Origin of the sequence: Streptomyces sp. NBC_01216, from assembly GCF_035994945.1 — a bacterium.
Lineage (GTDB): Bacteria > Actinomycetota > Actinomycetes > Streptomycetales > Streptomycetaceae > Streptomyces.
Genome location: NZ_CP108677.1, coordinates 1,685,090 through 1,701,798 on the forward strand (window position 1 = coordinate 1,685,090; position 16,709 = coordinate 1,701,798).

Genomic DNA, 16,709 nt, shown 5'->3' on the forward strand with positions numbered 1-16,709 from the left:
GCGGGCTACACCCCGGCCGCCGTGGAGGCGGCGTCGATGGCCGCCAGGGACTTGCGCACCTGGTTACGGTCCGTGGTGTACCAGAAGTCGGGCAGCGAAGCCTTCAGATAGCTGCCGTAGCGGGCCGTGGCCAGGCGCGGATCGAGCACCGCGACCACCCCGCGGTCCCCCGTCGCCCGCACGAGCCGTCCCGCTCCCTGTGCCATCAGGAGGGCAGCGTGCGTCGCGGCGACAGCCATGAAGCCGTTGCCTCCGGCGTCCTCGACCGCCTTCTGGCGTGCGCTCATCAACGGGTCGTCCGGACGCGGGAAGGGAATCTTGTCCATCACGACCAGCTGGCAGCTGGCGCCCGGAACATCCACGCCCTGCCAGAGCGACAGCGTGCCGAAGAGACAGGTCCGCGAGTCGGCCGAGAAGTTCTTGATCAGCTCGCCCAGCGTGTCCTCGCCCTGGAGCAGGATCGGGTACTCCGGGATGCGGGAGCGCAGCTCCTCGGCGGCCAGCTGAGCCGCGCGCATGGACGAGAACAGACCCAGCGTGCGACCGCCGGCCGCCTGCATCAGCTCGGTCAGCTCGTCCAGCATGTCGGCGCGGTCGCCGTCGCGGGCGGGCCGGGACAGGTGCTTCGCGACATAGAGGATGCCCTGCTTCGGATAGTCGAACGGCGAGCCGACGTCGATGCCCTTCCAGACCGGCAGGTCGTCGCCCACGGTGCCCTCCGGGGCGAGCCCCAGCGAGGCACCCACGCCGTTGAAGTCGCCCCCGAGCTTGAGAGTGGCGGAGGTCAGCACGACGGACCGGTCGGCGAAGAGCTTCTCCCGCAGCAGCCCGGAGACGGAGAGCGGGGCCACCCTCACCGAGGCGCCGAAGCGGTCGTGGCGCTCGTACCAGACGACGTCGTACTCCGAGCCGTTGCTGATGCGCTCGGCGACGCCGTGGACCGACTCGACCGAGGCCATGGCCTGCTTACGGACGGCGTCCTCGTCCTGGACGGAGCGGTCCCGGGTCGAGCCGAGCGCGGAGATGACCTGACGGGCCGCGTCACGCAGCGCCATCAGGGCGTACCCCAGGTCCTCCGGGACCTCCTCCAGGCGGCCCGGCAGGGCCAGCTCCATCACCCGCTCGAAGCCCTCGGCGGCCGTCTGCAGCTGGTCCGCGACCTTCTCGTCGACGAGCTTCGCCGCACGACGCACGGCCCGGTTGACCTGGCCCGGGGTGAGCTCGCCGGTGGCGACACCGGTGGCCCGCGAGACCAGCTCGTGGGCCTCGTCGACGATCAGGACCTCGTGCGAGGGCAGCACGGGGGCACCCTCGATCGCGTCGATGGCGAGCAGCGCGTGGTTGGTGACGACGACGTCGGCCAGTTTGGCCCGCTCCCGGGCCGCCTCGGCGAAGCACTCCGCACCGTAGGCGCACTTGGTCGCGCCGAGGCACTCGCGGGAGGAGACGGAGACCTGGGCCCAGGCACGGTCCGAGACACCCGGTGTCAGATCGTCCCGGTCCCCCGTCTCCGTGTCGTCCGACCAGTCCCGCAGCCGCAGCAGGTCCTGCCCGAGCTTGCTCGTCGGGGCGGCGGCCTCGAACGGGTCGAAGAGGCCGTCCTCCTCGTCCTGGGGGACACCCTCGTGCAGGCGGTGCCGGCAGAGGTAGTTCGACCGGCCCTTGAGCATGGCGAACTCCGGACGGCGGCGCAGCTGTGGATGGAGGGCGTTGACGGTCCGCGGGAGGTCGCGCTCCACCAGCTGCCGCTGGAGCGCCAGGGTGGCCGTGGCCACCACGACGCGCTCTCCGTGGGCCAGCGCCGGGACCAGATAGCCGAGGGACTTTCCGGTGCCGGTGCCCGCCTGGACCAGAAGGTGCGCGTTGTCGTCGATGGCCTCGGCGACGGCTTCGGCCATGGTGACCTGGCCGGGGCGCTCCATGCCTCCGACGGCGGACACGGCGGCATGGAGGAGCTCGGGGAGGGATGGCTTCGTCATAGCGCGTCCAGCCTACGGGGCGGCACCGACAGCCGGATCACGCGAGCGCTCATGCCAGGGGGTTCGGGACGGTGCCGTGGACGGCCGCGTGGGGGCGCTCGGCCCGGTCACGGTAGCCGTCCAGGTGCAGTCGGTTGCGGTTGAGGCAGAGACGCTCGATCCGCGGGGTGAGTAGATCGAACAGCTCGAACCGTTCCTTCAGCTCGGGGAACCGGGCCTGGTACCGCAGGATCTCGGCACGGACCATGGCCCAGAAGTCCGTTTCGGAGACGTCGAGTTGCTCCTCGCACAGGGGCGCGAGGTAGCGGAGGACACCGACGAAGAGCCCCGAATGGATGAACTGGGTGAGGAAGTCCGGCGGCTCCGTGAGCAGCACGGCGCGGACGTCGTCCGGCATCGCGTCGTGTTCGGGGAGGGGATGGGCGCTGATGTTCACGTCGTCGACGAAGTCCTTGATCGCCAGGCGTACCGGCACGTCCCGTTCGTCGTGGACGACGATGGCGTTCTCGCCGTGGGGGGAGAAGACGGTGCCGTACCGGTAGAGGAAGTGCAGCAGCGGCGGCAGCAGCGCGGCGAAGAGGTGGCGGAGCCAGACGGCGGGGGCGAGCCGGGAGCGGTGGACGAGTTCGGCGACGAACGCCCGGCCGTGGGGATCGGTGTGCAGCAGCGAGGCGAGTGTGCGGGCGCGCTCGCCTGGCGGCAGCCTCAGCGGCTCGCGCCAGATCGCGCCGAGGAGTTCCTTGTACTGGTACGGGACCTCGGGCAGACGGTCGTAGAGGGGGTGCGCGACGGTCACGGAGGCGACCTCGCCGAGGAGGATCACCGCGCATTCGTCCCGCAGGAAGGGGTCGCCGTCGCGCAGGCCGTGGACCCAGGCGGTGACGGCGGGGGCGGCCAGTGTCCGTTCGGTGGGGAGGCCGCGCCAGACGAGGGTGTTGAGCACGGACAGCGGCAGCTTGACCGTGTGGCGGTCGGGCCGGGAGGTGTTGAGGAAGGTGCGGATGGACTGCTGCGGCAGACGCAGGTCGTCGTCGACCGGAAGCGGGACGATGGCCCCGGCGGCGACGGCGGGGGCGTAGAGCGGGAGCAGGACCTCGTCCCACTGCCAGGGATGGACGGGCAGCAGGAGGTAGCCGTCGGGGTCGAGGCCCCGGTCCCGGAGCACGGTCCGGAAGGTCTCCCGGATCCCCGGGTCGAGTTCGCCCGCGTAGAGCAGCTCCGGCGTGTGGAGGCCGGGTACCCCGCGGAAGGCGGCCAGGTCGGTGCTGACCGCGATCCACGGCAGGCGGGTGGCGCGACGGGCCTCGGGGGCCCAGCGGGAGGCGTCGGTCGCGGAGAAGCCGATCCGCCCCTTGTTGAGGACGAGCCAGGGGTGGCCGGTCTGGTGGCCTTCGAGTTCGGCGTATCCGAGGTCGGCGAGCCGCTCGGCGGTCAGCGCGTCGTGGGCGAGGCGGGTGTCGGCGACGAGGGTCGTGGTGAGCTCGCGGATCAGGTGGCCGAGAGTGGGGCCGTCGAGGCCGAGCAGGCGTCGGGCCCGGACCAGGAAGTCGAGCGGATCGGTCAGCGGCCGCCCGTCGAGGGTGGTCGAGCCGGGTGGGACGCGCCAGCTGCCGTAGGCGCCCCGGGTGGCGGTGAAGCCGAGTACCGACCCGTCGTCCAGGCGCAGGAGGTACCGTCCGGGTCCGCCGGGGGGCTCGGTGCCGTGACCGGGGACGTCGGCGGGTACCGGCCGGACGATCTCCTCGTAGGCGAACTCGGCGACGGTCTTGGCGAGCAGCCGGGAGGCCGCCGAGGTCCAGGCGGCCCGGTCGAGGCCGGGCGGCGCGAGCAGGGCGGAGTCACGGGGGGCAGCGGAGTCATGGGTGGCAGGGGACGACGGCACGGGGACTCCTCGGGGTCGAAACCGCTGTGGGTCGGGCGGTGGACGTCGGACGGAGGGTGTTCACAGGACGTGTCGCAGGGCGCGGTCGCGGACCATGAGGGCGGCCCGCTTGTCGGGGAGGGAGACTTCCGCGGAGAGGCGGAATCCGGCACTCAGGAAGGCGGAGACGGACGGGGTGTTGCGCAGGTCGGGTTCGGCGACGACCCGGGTGCACCGGGGCCGGTGGTCGAGGACGAGGTCGGCGACCGCGCGCAGCAGGGCGGTGCCGACGCCGCGGCCTCGGTCGGCGACGCCGCCGAGGAGGAGGTGGACACCGGTGTCGTGGGGACGTGCCGGGTAGTGGCGGGCGAGCGGGTCGAGGTCGGCGCGGTAGATCTCGAAGTAGCTCATGGGCACGGAGTCGAGCACCCCGAGACAGGGGACGCTGCGGCCGTCGCCGTCGAGCTGGGGGCGGAGGTGGGCGGCGGTCACGGCCTCCGGACCCGCAAGCTCCCAGAAGGCGGCGACGGCGGGGTCGTTCATCCAGCGGGCGACGAGTGCCAGGTCCCGTTCGGGGAGCACCGGGACGAGCCGGAAGGCACCGAAGGGGGTGGCGGCCGGCGCCCAGCCGGCGACGCCGTCGAGGAGGTCGCCGGTCGGGCCCGCGGTGGGGTCGCCGGCCGTGAGCAGGGCGACGAGTTCGTCGGGAAGGCGCAGGTCCAGGGTGTCGTCCCCGGCGGGGTCGGGCGGCCCGCCGGGGGTGGCCGGGGGCCGGGCGGCGGTGTCCGCCTGGGTGCTCGCATCGGCGGGAGGCACGGTGGTGGTCCCCTCTCGGCGGTCGGGTCGGTGGGAGCGGGCGCGCGCGTTCAGGAGCGGAGGGGGTTGGTGATGGTGACGTAGACGGACTGGGTGTCGACGGGGCCGACAAGCTCGTCGAGGCCGTGTACGCGGGTCAGGAGGTTGGCCTTGCAGCGCAGCGTCGCGGCTTCGAGCAGGCGGTGCGGGAGAGGGGAGCCGAGAGCGGTGGCGGAGCCGAGGAACTGCCGGAAGCCGGCGAGCAGGATGCGCTCGTCGGCGAGGCCCTGGGCGCCGAAGGCGCCGATCAGGCCCAGGACGTTGTTGATGCCCAGGTAGTAGGCGAAGCGCTCGTCGGTGACCCGGTCGGAGACGAAGGTGTCGCTGACGCCCCCGATGCCGGGGAGACGCTTCTCCAGCTCTTCGCGGCGGGACTCCCGGAAGTAGTAGCCCTGGTTGTCCCGGTACCGGCCTCCGATGGGCCAGCCCTCCGGGGAGAGGAGCACCAGGGTGTTCTGCTGGTGGGCCTCCAGGGCGACGCCGGCGGTGCCGTCGAGCCAGAGGACGGGACGGACGACCTGGTCGAGATAGCGGAGGAACCACTCGGCGGAGACGGCCGCGGTGGGCCGGCCGGTGCGGGCGGCGAGCCGGGTGACGAGGTCGGCGAGGCGGGAACGCATCCGGGTCGCGCCGGGCCAGGGGCGCGGGGCCGTGAGGGCCGCGACGCAGACGGCGTCGTCCGCGGCGCCGAAGGGGTTGTGACGGATCATGACGTCGAGTCCTGGGACCGGGGCGCCGTCCTGGGTGTCGACCGCGAGCCAGGCGGGGTCTCGGACGATGTCGAAGCCTGGGTGGGCCGCCTGCCACTGGTCGACGAGGCCGGTGCGGAGCAGCCGGTGCACCTCCACGCCACGGTGGAGTTCCTTGCGGAGGTTCTCGCGGCGGGAGTTGGTGATGCGGACGCCGAGGGAGAGCTTGAGCATGGCGCGGGAGCCCGGCCGGTGCACGGTACGGACCGAGGAGGTGGGGTGCCAGGGGGCTCCGTGGGCCCCCAGGTCGTGGAGGAGTCCGGCGTCGAGGAGGGAGGCGACGGCCGGGCGGTGGAGCAGTTCACGGGCCTGCCAGGGGTGGAGGGGCAGGGGCACGGTGCCCGGGGGGATCGCGAGGCCCTCGGCGAGGCCGGTGGAGAGTTGTTCGGCGGAGACGGGACGCCCCTGTTCGGTCCAGGCGGAGTCGGTGACCAGGACGGCGCGGTCGACGGCGGCCCAGTGCAGGGGGAAGGAGCCGTGGAGCTCGGGCGAGTAGCGGTGGGTCTCCGTCTCGGAGAGCCCCTCGCGGCTCTTCGGGGTGGGGTGGAGGGGATGTCCGAGGAGCAGGGACTGTTCGGCGGTGAGGAAGAGGTCGGACTCGGGGCCGGGGTTCGGCCGGCGGCGCCGTGCGGTGATGAACTCGGCCGTGCGGAGAACGGAGTCGGCGACGCGGCCCACGAGTTCGGTTCCCTCGGAGCGTCCGGTCTCGCGGCCGAGGAGGGCGGCGACCGTGACGGCGTCGACCGGCGGGGCGGTGGCGGGGAGACCTTCGAGCGCGGGGGCGCCGAAGCGGTGCCATCCGGTGAGCGACCAGTGGATGACGGGGACCTGGAGGGCGGTGCCACTGGCGTCGAGGGGGACGCGCAGGGTGGCGGAGGCGGGGGCGGGCAGGTTCCTCTCGCGTACCCAGCAGCGCAGCAGGTTCTCGGTGGCGGCGAGGTCGGCGGCGCGGCGCGGGTCGGGGTCGTCGAGGTGGTCCTCGGGCGCCCCGGAGGAGGGGGCGGCGTGACCCGCGGGGGCCGCCGGACCGGGTGTGGGCAGGGGGTCGTACGGGCCGGTGTGCTGACGGGGGACGACGGCCTGTTCGACGGCGAGGGGCCCGTGCGGGGCGTCGGTGCCGGATGCTTCGGGTGCGGGGGTCGCGTTCACGGGGATTTCCTTGTGAGGGTGTCCGGGTTCGGTCCGGGATCAGTGGGACGGTCCGGTGTCGTTCCGGTGGTGCGCGGCCCGAGGGCGTACGGGCCGGAGCGGGGCGGGACAGGCCGGGCGGTGGGCGCGCTCGGCGGCGGCCAGGGCGTCGGCGAAGCGGTCGAGTACCGCTTCGGCCTGCTCGTCGGTGAGGGTGAGCGGCGGGAGGAGTCGTACGACGGCGGAGTGGCGTCCGCCCAGCTCGACGATGAGTCCGCGGTCGAGGCACTGCTGCCGGAGGGACGCGGCGAGCACGGGGTCGGCCGGCGGGGTGGGGGCGTGGGGGGCCTCGCCCGAGGGGTCCACCAGCTCGACCCCGATCATCAGTCCCCGGCCGCGCACGTCACCGACGGACGGGTGGGCGGCGGACAGTCCCCGGAGGCGGCCGAGCATGCGTGTGCCGAGGGCGGCGGCGCGGTCGGCGAGGCGGTTCTCCCGGACGTACGCGAGGGTGGCGGCTCCGGCGGCCATGGCGAGCTGGTTGCCGCGGAAGGTCCCGGCGTGGGCTCCGGGTTCCCAGACGTCGAGCTCGGCCCGGTAGACGATGACGGCCAGCGGGAGGGACCCGCCGATGGCCTTGGAGAGGACCATGACGTCGGGGACCACGCCGCTGTGGTCGACACCCCAGAAGGCGCCGGTGCGGCCGACGCCCGTCTGGACCTCGTCGGCGATGAGCGGGATGGCACGGGCCGCGGTGATCTGCCGCATGCGGCGCATCCAGTCGTCGGGCGCGGGAATGACACCGCCCTCCCCCTGCACCGGTTCGAGGATCATCCCGGCGGGAGTGGGCACTCCGCTCTTGGGGTCGTCGAGGAGGCTCTCGGTCCAGCGGGCGGCGAGTTCGGCCCCGCGGTCCCCGCCGACCCCGAACGGGCAGCGGTAGTCGCGCGGATAGGGCAGCCGGGCCACCCGGACGTCGGCGGCTCCTCCCGAGGCGTCGAGGGCCCCGGACGTCATCCCGTGGTAGGCGCCGGTGAAGGCGAGCAGGCCGCCGCGGCCGGTGGCGGTGCGCACGAGGGTGAGGGCGGCCTCGACCGCGTCGGTGCCCGCGGGGCCGCAGAACTGGACACGCGCGTCCCGCGCGAGTTCGGCCGGCAGCGTGGCGAACAGCTCGGTGGTGAAGCGGTCCTTGACCGGCGTGGCGAGGTCCAGGACGTGGAGCGGAGCTCCGGAGTCGAGGACCTTCTTGACGGCTTCCAGGACCACCGGGTGGTTGTGTCCCAGGGCCAGCGTCCCCGCGCCGGAGAGGCAGTCGAGGTAGCGGCGGCCGTCGGCGCCCTCGATGGTCAGTCCCCGTGCCCGGACGGGGACGATCGGCAGGGATCGCGCGTAGGTGCGCGCCGCCGACTCGCGGAGTGCCTGGCGGCGCAGGATGCCCTCGTGCGCGCTCCCCCCGAGTGGAACCCACCCCTCCTCGTCCGCCCCGGTGTCCCCCGCTGTCACCGGAACTGGTTCGGTCACGGCCACGGCTCGCTGTCCTCCCGCTGTAACGGTTGCGTTGCACATCGGCACGCCGCTCGACCCCGTGTGCGACGGCCTTGAACGCTGCTCATGTGTCCCCCGTACGTACCAACGACGGAGGGCGCCGGGGATCACGGGCGATCCGAAGATCCTTCGAGTGGCCTGCGTCACTCGGCCCCGGGGTCCCCGCCCGCACGGGAACCGACGACCTGGCGCATACCGTCCCCACGGGCACCGGCATAGTGGGGGCCGCACTTCGGGCGCCGGTCACGGCGCCTCCACCGTTCACCCATGCACAAGTTGACGTAGTTCCAGGGGGATCACGAGATGCGATCGATTCGTCCGCTGCTGGCCGCGGCAGCCGCCGTAACGGCGTTGACGCTGACGACGACGGCCTGCGGCCCGACCGAGGACAGCGCCGGGGACAAGCCGAGCGCGCCCGCGGTCCCGTCCGCCGGCGACGGGATCACGATTCCGGACGATCTGAAGGACCGGCTCAAGGAGCACGGGATCGATCTGGACAAGTGGCGGAACGGCGACTGGAAGAACTGGAACCGCGAACAGTGGCTGCGCGAGGCGAAGGACTTCGTCAACCCGATCATCGAGGACCTCTGGGACCCGGACCGGATGCGGGACGCCGAGCGTCCCGACGAGCCGGTGGAGGAGGCGGACATCTCGGGTGACGCGGGTGTCACCGACCGGACCCCGGCGCCGGTGCGGGCGAAGGGTGTGCGGGCTCCCTACCACTCCGCCGTCCCGGAGGCCGGGAAGGTCTTCTTCGACGGTCCGAAGGGGTCGATGGTCTGCTCGGCCACGGTCGTGAAGGACCCGGCCCACCCGGGACGTTCCAACATGGTCTGGACGGCGGGCCATTGCGTGCACGCCGGCAAGAAGGGCGGCTGGTACCGCAACATCGCCTTCGTCCCCTCGTACAACGACAGCGGGAAGCCGACCCCGGAGCTCGAGAACGCCACGCGGGACCAGGTCGCGCCGTACGGCGTCTGGTGGGGCGACTGGGTGCAGACCTCCGACCAGTGGATCGCGGAGGGCGCGTCGACCGGTGGCCAGGGAGCTCCGTACGACTTCGCGGTGATCCACGTGACACCCGAGAAGGGCGGCTCGGGCAAGTCGCTGGAGGAGACGGTCGGTTCGGCGCTCCCGGTGGAGTTCGACGCCCCGGCGATCCCGAAGATCGCGAGTCTGACGGCGACCGGCTACCCGGCGGGTGCGCCGTTCGACGGGCAGAGGATGTACCAGTGCCAGGACGCGCCGGGCCGTCTTTCGGTGAAGGCCGCACAGCCCACGATGTACCGCATCGGCTGCACCATGACGGGCGGTTCGTCCGGCGGCGGCTGGGTGGCCGCGGGCCGGGACGGCAAGCCGGCGCTGGTGTCCAACACCTCCATCGGCCCGGTGACGGCCGGCTGGCTGGCGGGTCCGCGGCTCGGCCCCGAGGCCAGGGGTGTGTACGACGCGGTCAGCGAGAAGTACGCGGGGCGGTAGTCCGCGTCCCGGTGTGGTGGCGGGTCCGCGGGTCCCGCCACCACACCGGCCGGCATCCGGCGCGCGCATGACACTCCGACGCGTTCGGGGGCGCGAAGGACATCCCTGGAGGGAGAACGGCCCATGCGTTCCGTACGACTTCTGCCGGCGGTAGCCGGCCTCGCCCTGGCGCTCACGCTGGCCCTGGCGGGCTGTGGCCCGGCCGGAACCTCCGCGGGCGGCCTGCCGGCCGCCGGGGCGACCGCCTCCGGCCCCGGCACCGACGGCGGAGCCGCACGCCCCGGCGACCTCGCGGACCGGCTGAGAAAGCGCGGCGCCGAGCTCGACGGGTGGCAGGACGGCGACTGGAGGAACTGGGACCGCGGCCGGTGGCTGCGCGAAGCGGAGGACTTCGTCAACCCGGTGATCGAGGGGCTGTGGGACCCGGACCGCATGCGGTCGGCGCGCAGCCCGGACCTGGGGATGGCCGCCGACGGTGCCGCGGGCAGCGACCCGGTGCCGCGGCCGGTGCCGGCCCAGCCTGAGCAGACGCCGTACCACCGCAACGCGGCGCCGGTCGGCAAGCTCTTCTTCGACTCACCCCAGGGCCACATGGTCTGCTCGGGCACGGTCGTGCGGGACCCGCGCCGGCCCGGCCGGTCCGACCTGGTGTGGACAGCGGGCCACTGCGTGCACGCCGGCGCGCGAGGAGGCTGGTACCGCAACATCACCTTCGTGCCGGCCTACAACGACCTCGGCAGGTCGGCGTCCGGGCTGCGCGACGCCGAGCCGCGCGAGGTGGCGCCCTACGGACAGTTCTGGGCCGACTGGTCCGTGACCTCGGGCGAGTGGATCGAGCGCGGTGGTACGAACACGTCCTGGCCCTACGACTACGCCGTGCTGCACGTGAAGCCCGCGCGGGACGGGAGGTCGCTGGAGGAGACCGTGGGCGCCGCCCTGGCGGTCGACTTCTCGGCGCCGACGGCCGCGGAGGCCGGTACGACGGGCGCCTGGGGCTACCCCGCGGCCTCGCCGTACGACGGCCTGATCATGCACAAGTGCCTGGACCGGCCGACCCGGCTGACCGCGGCCCCGGCCACGCCGCCCATGTACCGCATCGGCTGCACGATGACCGGCGGCGCCTCCGGAGGCGGCTGGTTCCGGGTGCTGCCGGACGGCAGCACCGCACTGGTGTCGAACACCTCGATCGGTCCGGCCGGCGGAAGCGGCTGGCTCGCGGGCCCCTTGCTCGGCCGGGGCGCCCAGGCGGTGCGTGACGTGGTCAGCGAGAGGTTCGCCCGCTGAGCGGGGCGGGCACACGCGGGGCCCGCCCCCGCCGTCCGGTCCTGGGCTCCGGCGACGGGGGCGGGCCTGGTGCGTGCCCGCGGGACCGCTCCGACGGCCGTCAGTGCGCGGCCGGGACGAACGGCGTCAGGAACGCCGCCAGCTCCTCGTGCACCCGCGCCTTGACCAGGGTGCCCTCCGGCGTGTGCTCCTCGGAGAGCATCTCGCCCTCCGCGTGCACCCGCGAGACGAGCCCGCCCTCGGTGTAGGGCACGAGCGCCTCGATCTCGACCCGGGGCCGCGGGAGTTCGGCGTCGATGAGCGCGCGCAGCTCCTCGATGCCCTCGCCCGTGCGGGCGGAGACCGCGATGGCGTGCCGCTCGGCGCGCATGAGCCGCTGGAGGACCAGCGGATCGGCCGCGTCCGCCTTGTTGACGACCACGACCTCCGGCACGTTCACCGCGCCGACGTCGCGGAACACCTCGCGGACGGCGGCGAGCTGCTCCTCCGGGACCGGGTGTGAGCCGTCCACCACGTGCAGGATCAGGTCGGAGTCGCCGACCTCCTCCATGGTGGAGCGGAACGCCTCGACCAGGTGGTGCGGCAGGTGGCGAACGAACCCGACGGTGTCGGCCAGGGTGTAGACCCGGCCGGTGGGCGTCTCGGCCCGGCGGACGGTCGGGTCGAGGGTGGCGAACAGCGCGTTCTCCACCAGCACGCCCGCCCCGGTCAGCCGGTTGAGCAGCGAGGACTTGCCGGCGTTGGTGTATCCGGCGATGGCGACCGAGGGAACCTTGTGACGGCGTCGCTCCTGCCGCTTGATGTCGCGGCCGGTCTTCATCTCCGCGATCTCCCGGCGCATCTTCGCCATCTTCTCGCGGATCCGGCGCCGGTCGGTCTCGATCTTGGTCTCACCCGGACCGCGCGTGGCCATGCCACCGCCGCCGCCACCGCCCATCTGACGGGAGAGCGACTGGCCCCAGCCGCGCAGCCGCGGCAGCATGTACTGCATCTGCGCCAGGGCGACCTGTGCCTTGCCCTCGCGCGACTTGGCGTGCTGGGCGAAGATGTCGAGGATCAGGGCGGTCCGGTCGACCACCTTGACCTTGACGACGTCTTCGAGGGCGATGAGCTGACCGGGGCCGAGTTCGCCGTCGCAGACGACGGTGTCGGCACCGGACTCGAGCACGATGTCCCGCAGCTCCCGGGCCTTGCCCGAGCCGATGAAGGTGGCCGGGTCCGGCTTGTCACGGCGCTGGATGACGCCGTCGAGGACCAGGGCTCCCGCCGTCTCGGCGAGGGCGGCGAGCTCCGCGAGGGAGTTCTCCGCGTCCTGGACGGTCCCCGAGGTCCATACGCCGACCAGCACCACACGCTCCAGGCGCAGCTGCCGGTACTCGACCTCGGTGACGTCCTCGAGTTCGGTGGAGAGACCCGCCACGCGCCGCAGCGCCGCGCGCTCGGAGCGGTCGAACTGATCGCCGTCCCGCTCTCCGTCGATCTCGTGGCTCCAGGCGACGTCCTCTTCCATCAGGGCGTCGGCCCGGAGGCTCTCGGTGCGGCTCGTCTCGGCGAAGCTCTGCTCGTCCTGGGAAGGGGAGGAAGAGGAGGTCATTGGATCCTTAACGTCGATGGAAGGTCGTTACGTCGATCACAACGCGTGACGGTCCCGGAAGATTCCCCGGTCCGGGCGCGTCGGCGACCCGATGATGGTGACACGCGCGGTGGGCGGCCGTCACCCCGGTTTGACGGCGGCGGCGGCCTCCGGGGCGCGGCTGCTCCAGTCCGGGTGGCCGGGCATCGCGGGGGTCTTCCCCGCGTACAGCCAGCCTTCGAAGAAGGCGCCGAGGTCGCGCCCCGCGATCTCGGAGGCCAGCGCCGTGAAGTCGGCGGTCGTGGCGGTCCCGTCCCGGTGCCGGGTCACCCAGCGCCGCTCCAGCCGCTGGAAGGCATCCTTCCCGATCTCCTGGCGCAGGGCGTAGAGGACGAGCGCGCTCCCGTCGTAGACCACCGGCCGGAAGAGACTGATCTTCTTCCCGGGGGCGGGCGGCACGGGGGCCGCGGGCGGTCCGCCGGCGGCGCGCCACCGGTCGGAGGCCGCGTAGGCGGCCTTCATGCGGCGCTCCAGTGGCTGCCTCGCCGTCTCCTCCGCGTAGAGCGCCTCGTACCAGCTGGCATGTCCTTCGTTGAGCCACAGGTCGGACCAGGTCCGCGGGGTGACGCTGTCGCCGAACCAGTGGTGGGCGAGTTCGTGGACCATGACCGACTCGACGTACCACCGGGGGAAGCCGGGCTCCGTGAAGAGCCTCCGTTCGAAGAGGGACAGGGTCTGGGTCTCGAGTTCGAAGCCGGTGTCCGCGTCGGCGACGAGCACTCCGTAGGTCTCGAAGGGGTACGGGCCGACCTGGCGTTCCATCCATTCCAGGTGGTCGGGCGTCCGCTTCAGCCAGGGCTCCAGGAGTTCCCGGTCGGCGGTCGGCACCACGTCGCGTACGGGCAGTCCGTGCGGACCGGCCCGGTGGACGACACTGCTGCGGCCGATGGAGACCTGGGCGAGCTCGGTGGCCATGGGATGGGCCGTGCGGTAGGTCCAGGTGGTGGTGGCGCCGTGCTCGGTCCGGCCCGCCGGCAGCCCGTTGGCGACGGCCGTCAGGTCGCTGGGGGCGGTGATCCGGAAGGTGAAGTACGCCTTGTCCGCCGGGTGGTCGTTGGACGGGAAGACACGGTGGGCGGCGTCGGCCTGGTTGGCCATGGCGAGGCCGTCCGCGGTGCGGATCCAGCCGGCGTTGTCGGCGGGCCCGACGGGGTCGCTGGTGTGCGAGACGGAGATCGTCAGCGCGTCGCCGGCTCCGGCCGGCCGGGCCGGGGTGATCACCAGGTCCTCCCCGCTGCCGGTGAAGCCGGCGGGTTCGCCGTCGACGGTGACGGAGGAGACCGTGCCGTGGGCGAAGTCCAGGTTGACGCGTTCCAGGTCCGCCGTGGCGAGGGCCTCGATGCGGGTGACGCCCCGCAGTGGTTCGTTGTTCGATCCCGGATAGGTGAGGTCGATGTCGTAGGCGAGAACGTCGTAGCCCGGGTTCCCGAGGTGCGGGAAGAGCGGGTCGCCGATGCCGAGGGGCGGCGGCGCGGGGAGGGCCGCGGCGAGCAGTCCGGCCGAGACGGCGAGGACGGCGGCGGAACGCGGCCACCGCGCGCGCGGGGGGCGAAGTCGGAGTGTGAGCGGCATGGGCTACGGCTACCAGGACGTCCGGTGCCGCCCCGGACGGCGCGCGCGCGGGCCACCCGAAGGAGTCAGCCCGCCGGGTGACGCCACTCCTCCGCGTCCCGTCAACGGCCGGGCCGTGTCGCACCGGGTGGACGGCGGGGTGGGGGTCGCGCGGCCGTCGCGGTTCAGTCCGCCTGGGAGGCGGGGTGCCGGGCCCGGGCCACGTCGTACACGCCGGGCACGTCGCGCATGGCTCGCATCAAGGTGGGAAGCCCCGCGGCGTCGGGGAGTTGGAGAGTGTAGGTGTGCCGGACCCGCTGCTCGCTGGGGGGTTCGACGGTCGCGGCGACCACGGCGACGCCCGCGCAGGCGATGGCCTCGGTGAGGTCGGCGAGCAGTCCGGGCCGTCCGAAGGACTCGGCGACGAGAGTGACCCGGCATTCGGCGGTGTCGCCCCAGTGGACGGTGACGGGTTCCCTGCCCAGGCTTCGCATCGCCCCGGCGGAGGCGCAGCCGGTGCGGTGGACGGTGACGGTGCCCCCGCGGACCAGGAAGCCGGTGATCTCGTCGGGGGGTACGGGGGTGCAGCAGCCCGCGGGGCGCACCGTGGTGGCGGGGGCGCCGGGAAGGTCGGCCAGCAGGCGGGTGCCGGAGCGCCGGTCGGCGGTGACGGGGGCCGGGGGCCGGGGCGCGGCGGCGGGGGTCCTGGCGTCCTCCGGATGCGCCTGGAACCAGGCGGTGATCGCGATCCGGGCCGCCGGGGTCCGGGCGTGTTCCAGCCACTGCGGGGAGGGACCGGAGGCGGTGTCCTGGGCCAGCAGCAGCTGGACGGTGTCCCCGTCGGCGAGCACGGTGCCGAGGGTGGCCAGACGGCCGTTGACGCGGGCGCCGAGGCAGGCGTGGGCGGCCTCGCCGTACTGGGCGTAGGCGGCGTCGACGCAACTGGCCCCGGCGGGCAGACCGAGGGTGCGGCCGTCGGGGCGGAAGACGGTGATCTCCCGGTCCTCGGCGAGGTCGGCGCGCAGGGAGGTCCAGAAGGTGTCGGGGTCCGGCGTGGCCTCCTGCCAGTCCAGCAGCCGGGAGAGCCAGCCGGGGCGGGTGGGGTCGGCACGCTCCCCGTCCTCGGTGGCCTCGGTGGCCTCGGTGGCGGGCTCGCCGGACGGCGGGGGCGTGTAGGGGTTGCCGAGGGCGACGACGCCGGCTTCGGCGACCGTGTGCATCCGGTGCGTGCGGATCAGGACTTCGGCGACCGCGCCGTCGGGAGCCGCGACGGCGGTGTGCAGCGACTGGTACAGGTTGAACTTGGGGGCCGCGATGAAGTCCTTGAACTCGGAGATCACCGGGGTGAAGCAGGTGTGGAGCTCGCCGAGGACGCCGTAGCAGTCGGCGTCCTCGTGTACCAGGACGAGGAGCCGTCCGAAGTCGCTGCCGCGCAGTTCTCCGCGCTTGAGCCGGACGCGGTGGACGGAGACGAAGTGGCGGGGCCGGATGAGGACCTCGGCGTCGATGTCCGCTTCGCGCAGGACGGCCGAGACGCTCTCCGCGACGGCCGCGAGCGCGTCGCCCGCGCTGGTGTTCTCCGCGATGAGGGCGCGGGTCCTCTCGTACTCCTCGGGGTGGAGGATGGCGAAGACGAGGTCCTCGAGTTCGGTCTTGAGCGCCTGGACGCCGAGGCGTTCGGCGAGCGGGATGAGGACGTCGCGGGTCACCTTGGCGATGCGGACCTGCTTCTCGGGGCGCATCACGCCGAGGGTGCGCATGTTGTGCAGCCGGTCGGCGAGTTTGATCGACATGACGCGGACGTCGTTGCCGGTGGAGACGAGCATCTTGCGGAAGGTCTCGGGCTCGGCGGCTGCCCCGTAGTCGACCTTCTCCAGTTTCGTCACGCCGTCGACGAGGTAGGCGACCTCGTGGCCGAACTGGTCGCGGACCTGATCGAGCGTCACGTCCGTGTCCTCGACGGTGTCGTGGAGCAGCGCGGCGGTCAAGGTGGTGGTCTCGGCGCCGAGTTCGGCGAGGATGAGGGTGACCGCCAGCGGGTGGGTGATGTAGGGCTCGCCGCTCTTGCGGAACTGGCCGCGGTGGGAGAGTTCGGCGAGGACGTAGGCCCGGCGCAACACGGCCAGGTCGGCCTCGGGGTGGTGGGTGCGGTGCGCTTCGGCGACGTGCCCGATGGCGTCGGGCAGCCGGTCCCGCGCGGTGGAACCGAGCAGAGCGGCGCGGCCCAGCCTGCGGAGGTCGATCCTCGGGCGGGCGCGCCTGCGGCTGGGCGCTTCGGGGCCGTCGGCCTCCGCCGCGCTCACGGGGTTGGCGGCCTCTGCACTCATGGGGGCACCTCCGGCAACGTCGACCGGCGGTGGGCGGGCAAGGCGTGCCTGTCGGGCCGGTACTCGATGCTACCGAGCCCACCACGCGCGGAAGTCCCGCTCTCGCCCAGCGTGAAACGGATCACCCATTCGAGCGACGAATGAGTCGTTGACTGTTTCGAATTCGGCCGATCGACGCCCGGTGGACCGCCGGGACGGAGGGGCCGGTGGCGGGCCCGTGCCACCCGCCGGGCCCGGAGTGGGAGGGCTCGGGCGACCGGATCACCGGGGAGCCGGACGGCTCACGCGGCGCGCGGGGCCGCCACTCGGCACGGCGCG

At 73.2% G+C, this 16,709-nt stretch carries 10 protein-coding genes; 2 read left to right on the forward strand and 8 right to left on the reverse strand.

The features are described 5' to 3' along the window. Positions 1–5 precede the first annotated feature (5 nt). From OG393_RS07060 to OG393_RS07080, 5 genes are read right to left on the reverse strand one after another with little or no spacing between them, the layout of a single operon-like run. Entirely contained in the window at positions 6–1,979 is a 1,974-nt protein-coding gene (locus OG393_RS07060; RefSeq protein WP_327373775.1) for an ATP-dependent DNA helicase, read from the reverse strand. Between the two features lie 49 nt (positions 1,980–2,028). Continuing rightward, a complete protein-coding gene (locus OG393_RS07065; RefSeq protein ID WP_327373776.1) occupies positions 2,029–3,861 on the reverse strand; it encodes an IucA/IucC family protein in 1,833 nt (610 codons plus the stop codon). 60 nt (positions 3,862–3,921) lie between these two features. Next, a complete protein-coding gene (locus OG393_RS07070) occupies positions 3,922–4,656 on the reverse strand; it encodes a GNAT family N-acetyltransferase (protein ID WP_327373777.1) in 735 nt (244 codons plus the stop codon). Between the two features lie 50 nt (positions 4,657–4,706). After that, entirely contained in the window at positions 4,707–6,593 is a 1,887-nt protein-coding gene (locus OG393_RS07075; RefSeq protein ID WP_327373778.1) for an IucA/IucC family protein, read from the reverse strand. A 39-nt stretch (positions 6,594–6,632) separates the two neighbouring features. Beyond that, a complete protein-coding gene (locus tag OG393_RS07080) occupies positions 6,633–8,099 on the reverse strand; it encodes a diaminobutyrate--2-oxoglutarate transaminase family protein (RefSeq protein ID WP_442817270.1) in 1,467 nt (488 codons plus the stop codon). Between the two features lie 321 nt (positions 8,100–8,420). Here OG393_RS07080 and OG393_RS07085 point away from each other — a divergent pair, with 321 nt between their 5' ends. Together OG393_RS07085 and OG393_RS07090 are read left to right on the forward strand one after the other, a co-directional pair. Next, positions 8,421–9,596 (forward strand): trypsin-like serine peptidase, encoded by a 1,176-nt coding sequence (locus OG393_RS07085; protein ID WP_327373779.1) that lies wholly within the window; start codon positions 8,421–8,423, stop codon positions 9,594–9,596. 123 nt (positions 9,597–9,719) lie between these two features. After that, positions 9,720–10,880, forward strand: a complete 1,161-nt coding sequence (locus tag OG393_RS07090) for a trypsin-like serine peptidase (protein WP_327373780.1) — start codon at positions 9,720–9,722, stop codon at positions 10,878–10,880. Positions 10,881–10,980: 100 nt separating this feature from the next. Here OG393_RS07090 and hflX read toward each other — a convergent pair whose 3' ends face one another. The 3 genes from hflX to OG393_RS07105 all read right to left on the reverse strand — a co-directional run bounded on the left by hflX (position 10,981) and on the right by OG393_RS07105 (position 16,391). After that, complete coding sequence (gene hflX / locus OG393_RS07095; RefSeq protein WP_327373781.1) at positions 10,981–12,474, reverse strand: GTPase HflX; 1,494 nt, start codon at positions 12,472–12,474, stop codon at positions 10,981–10,983. 120 nt (positions 12,475–12,594) lie between these two features. After that, a complete protein-coding gene (locus OG393_RS07100; protein ID WP_327373782.1) occupies positions 12,595–14,085 on the reverse strand; it encodes a M1 family metallopeptidase in 1,491 nt (496 codons plus the stop codon). A 164-nt stretch (positions 14,086–14,249) separates the two neighbouring features. Beyond that, positions 14,250–16,391, reverse strand: a complete 2,142-nt coding sequence (locus tag OG393_RS07105) for a RelA/SpoT family protein (RefSeq protein ID WP_327373783.1) — start codon at positions 16,389–16,391, stop codon at positions 14,250–14,252. Positions 16,392–16,709 lie beyond the last annotated feature (318 nt).

Coding starts and splice junctions, on each gene's coding strand:
- OG393_RS07060 (WP_327373775.1), bottom strand. CDS start 1,979: ATGACGAAGCCATCCCTCCCCGAGCTCCTCCATGCCGCCGTGTCCGCC.
- OG393_RS07085 (WP_327373779.1), top strand. CDS start 8,421: ATGCGATCGATTCGTCCGCTGCTGGCCGCGGCAGCCGCCGTAACGGCG.
- OG393_RS07090 (WP_327373780.1), top strand. CDS start 9,720: ATGCGTTCCGTACGACTTCTGCCGGCGGTAGCCGGCCTCGCCCTGGCG.
- hflX (WP_327373781.1), bottom strand. CDS start 12,474: ATGACCTCCTCTTCCTCCCCTTCCCAGGACGAGCAGAGCTTCGCCGAG.
- OG393_RS07100 (WP_327373782.1), bottom strand. CDS start 14,085: ATGCCGCTCACACTCCGACTTCGCCCCCCGCGCGCGCGGTGGCCGCGT.
- OG393_RS07105 (WP_327373783.1), bottom strand. CDS start 16,391: ATGAGTGCAGAGGCCGCCAACCCCGTGAGCGCGGCGGAGGCCGACGGC.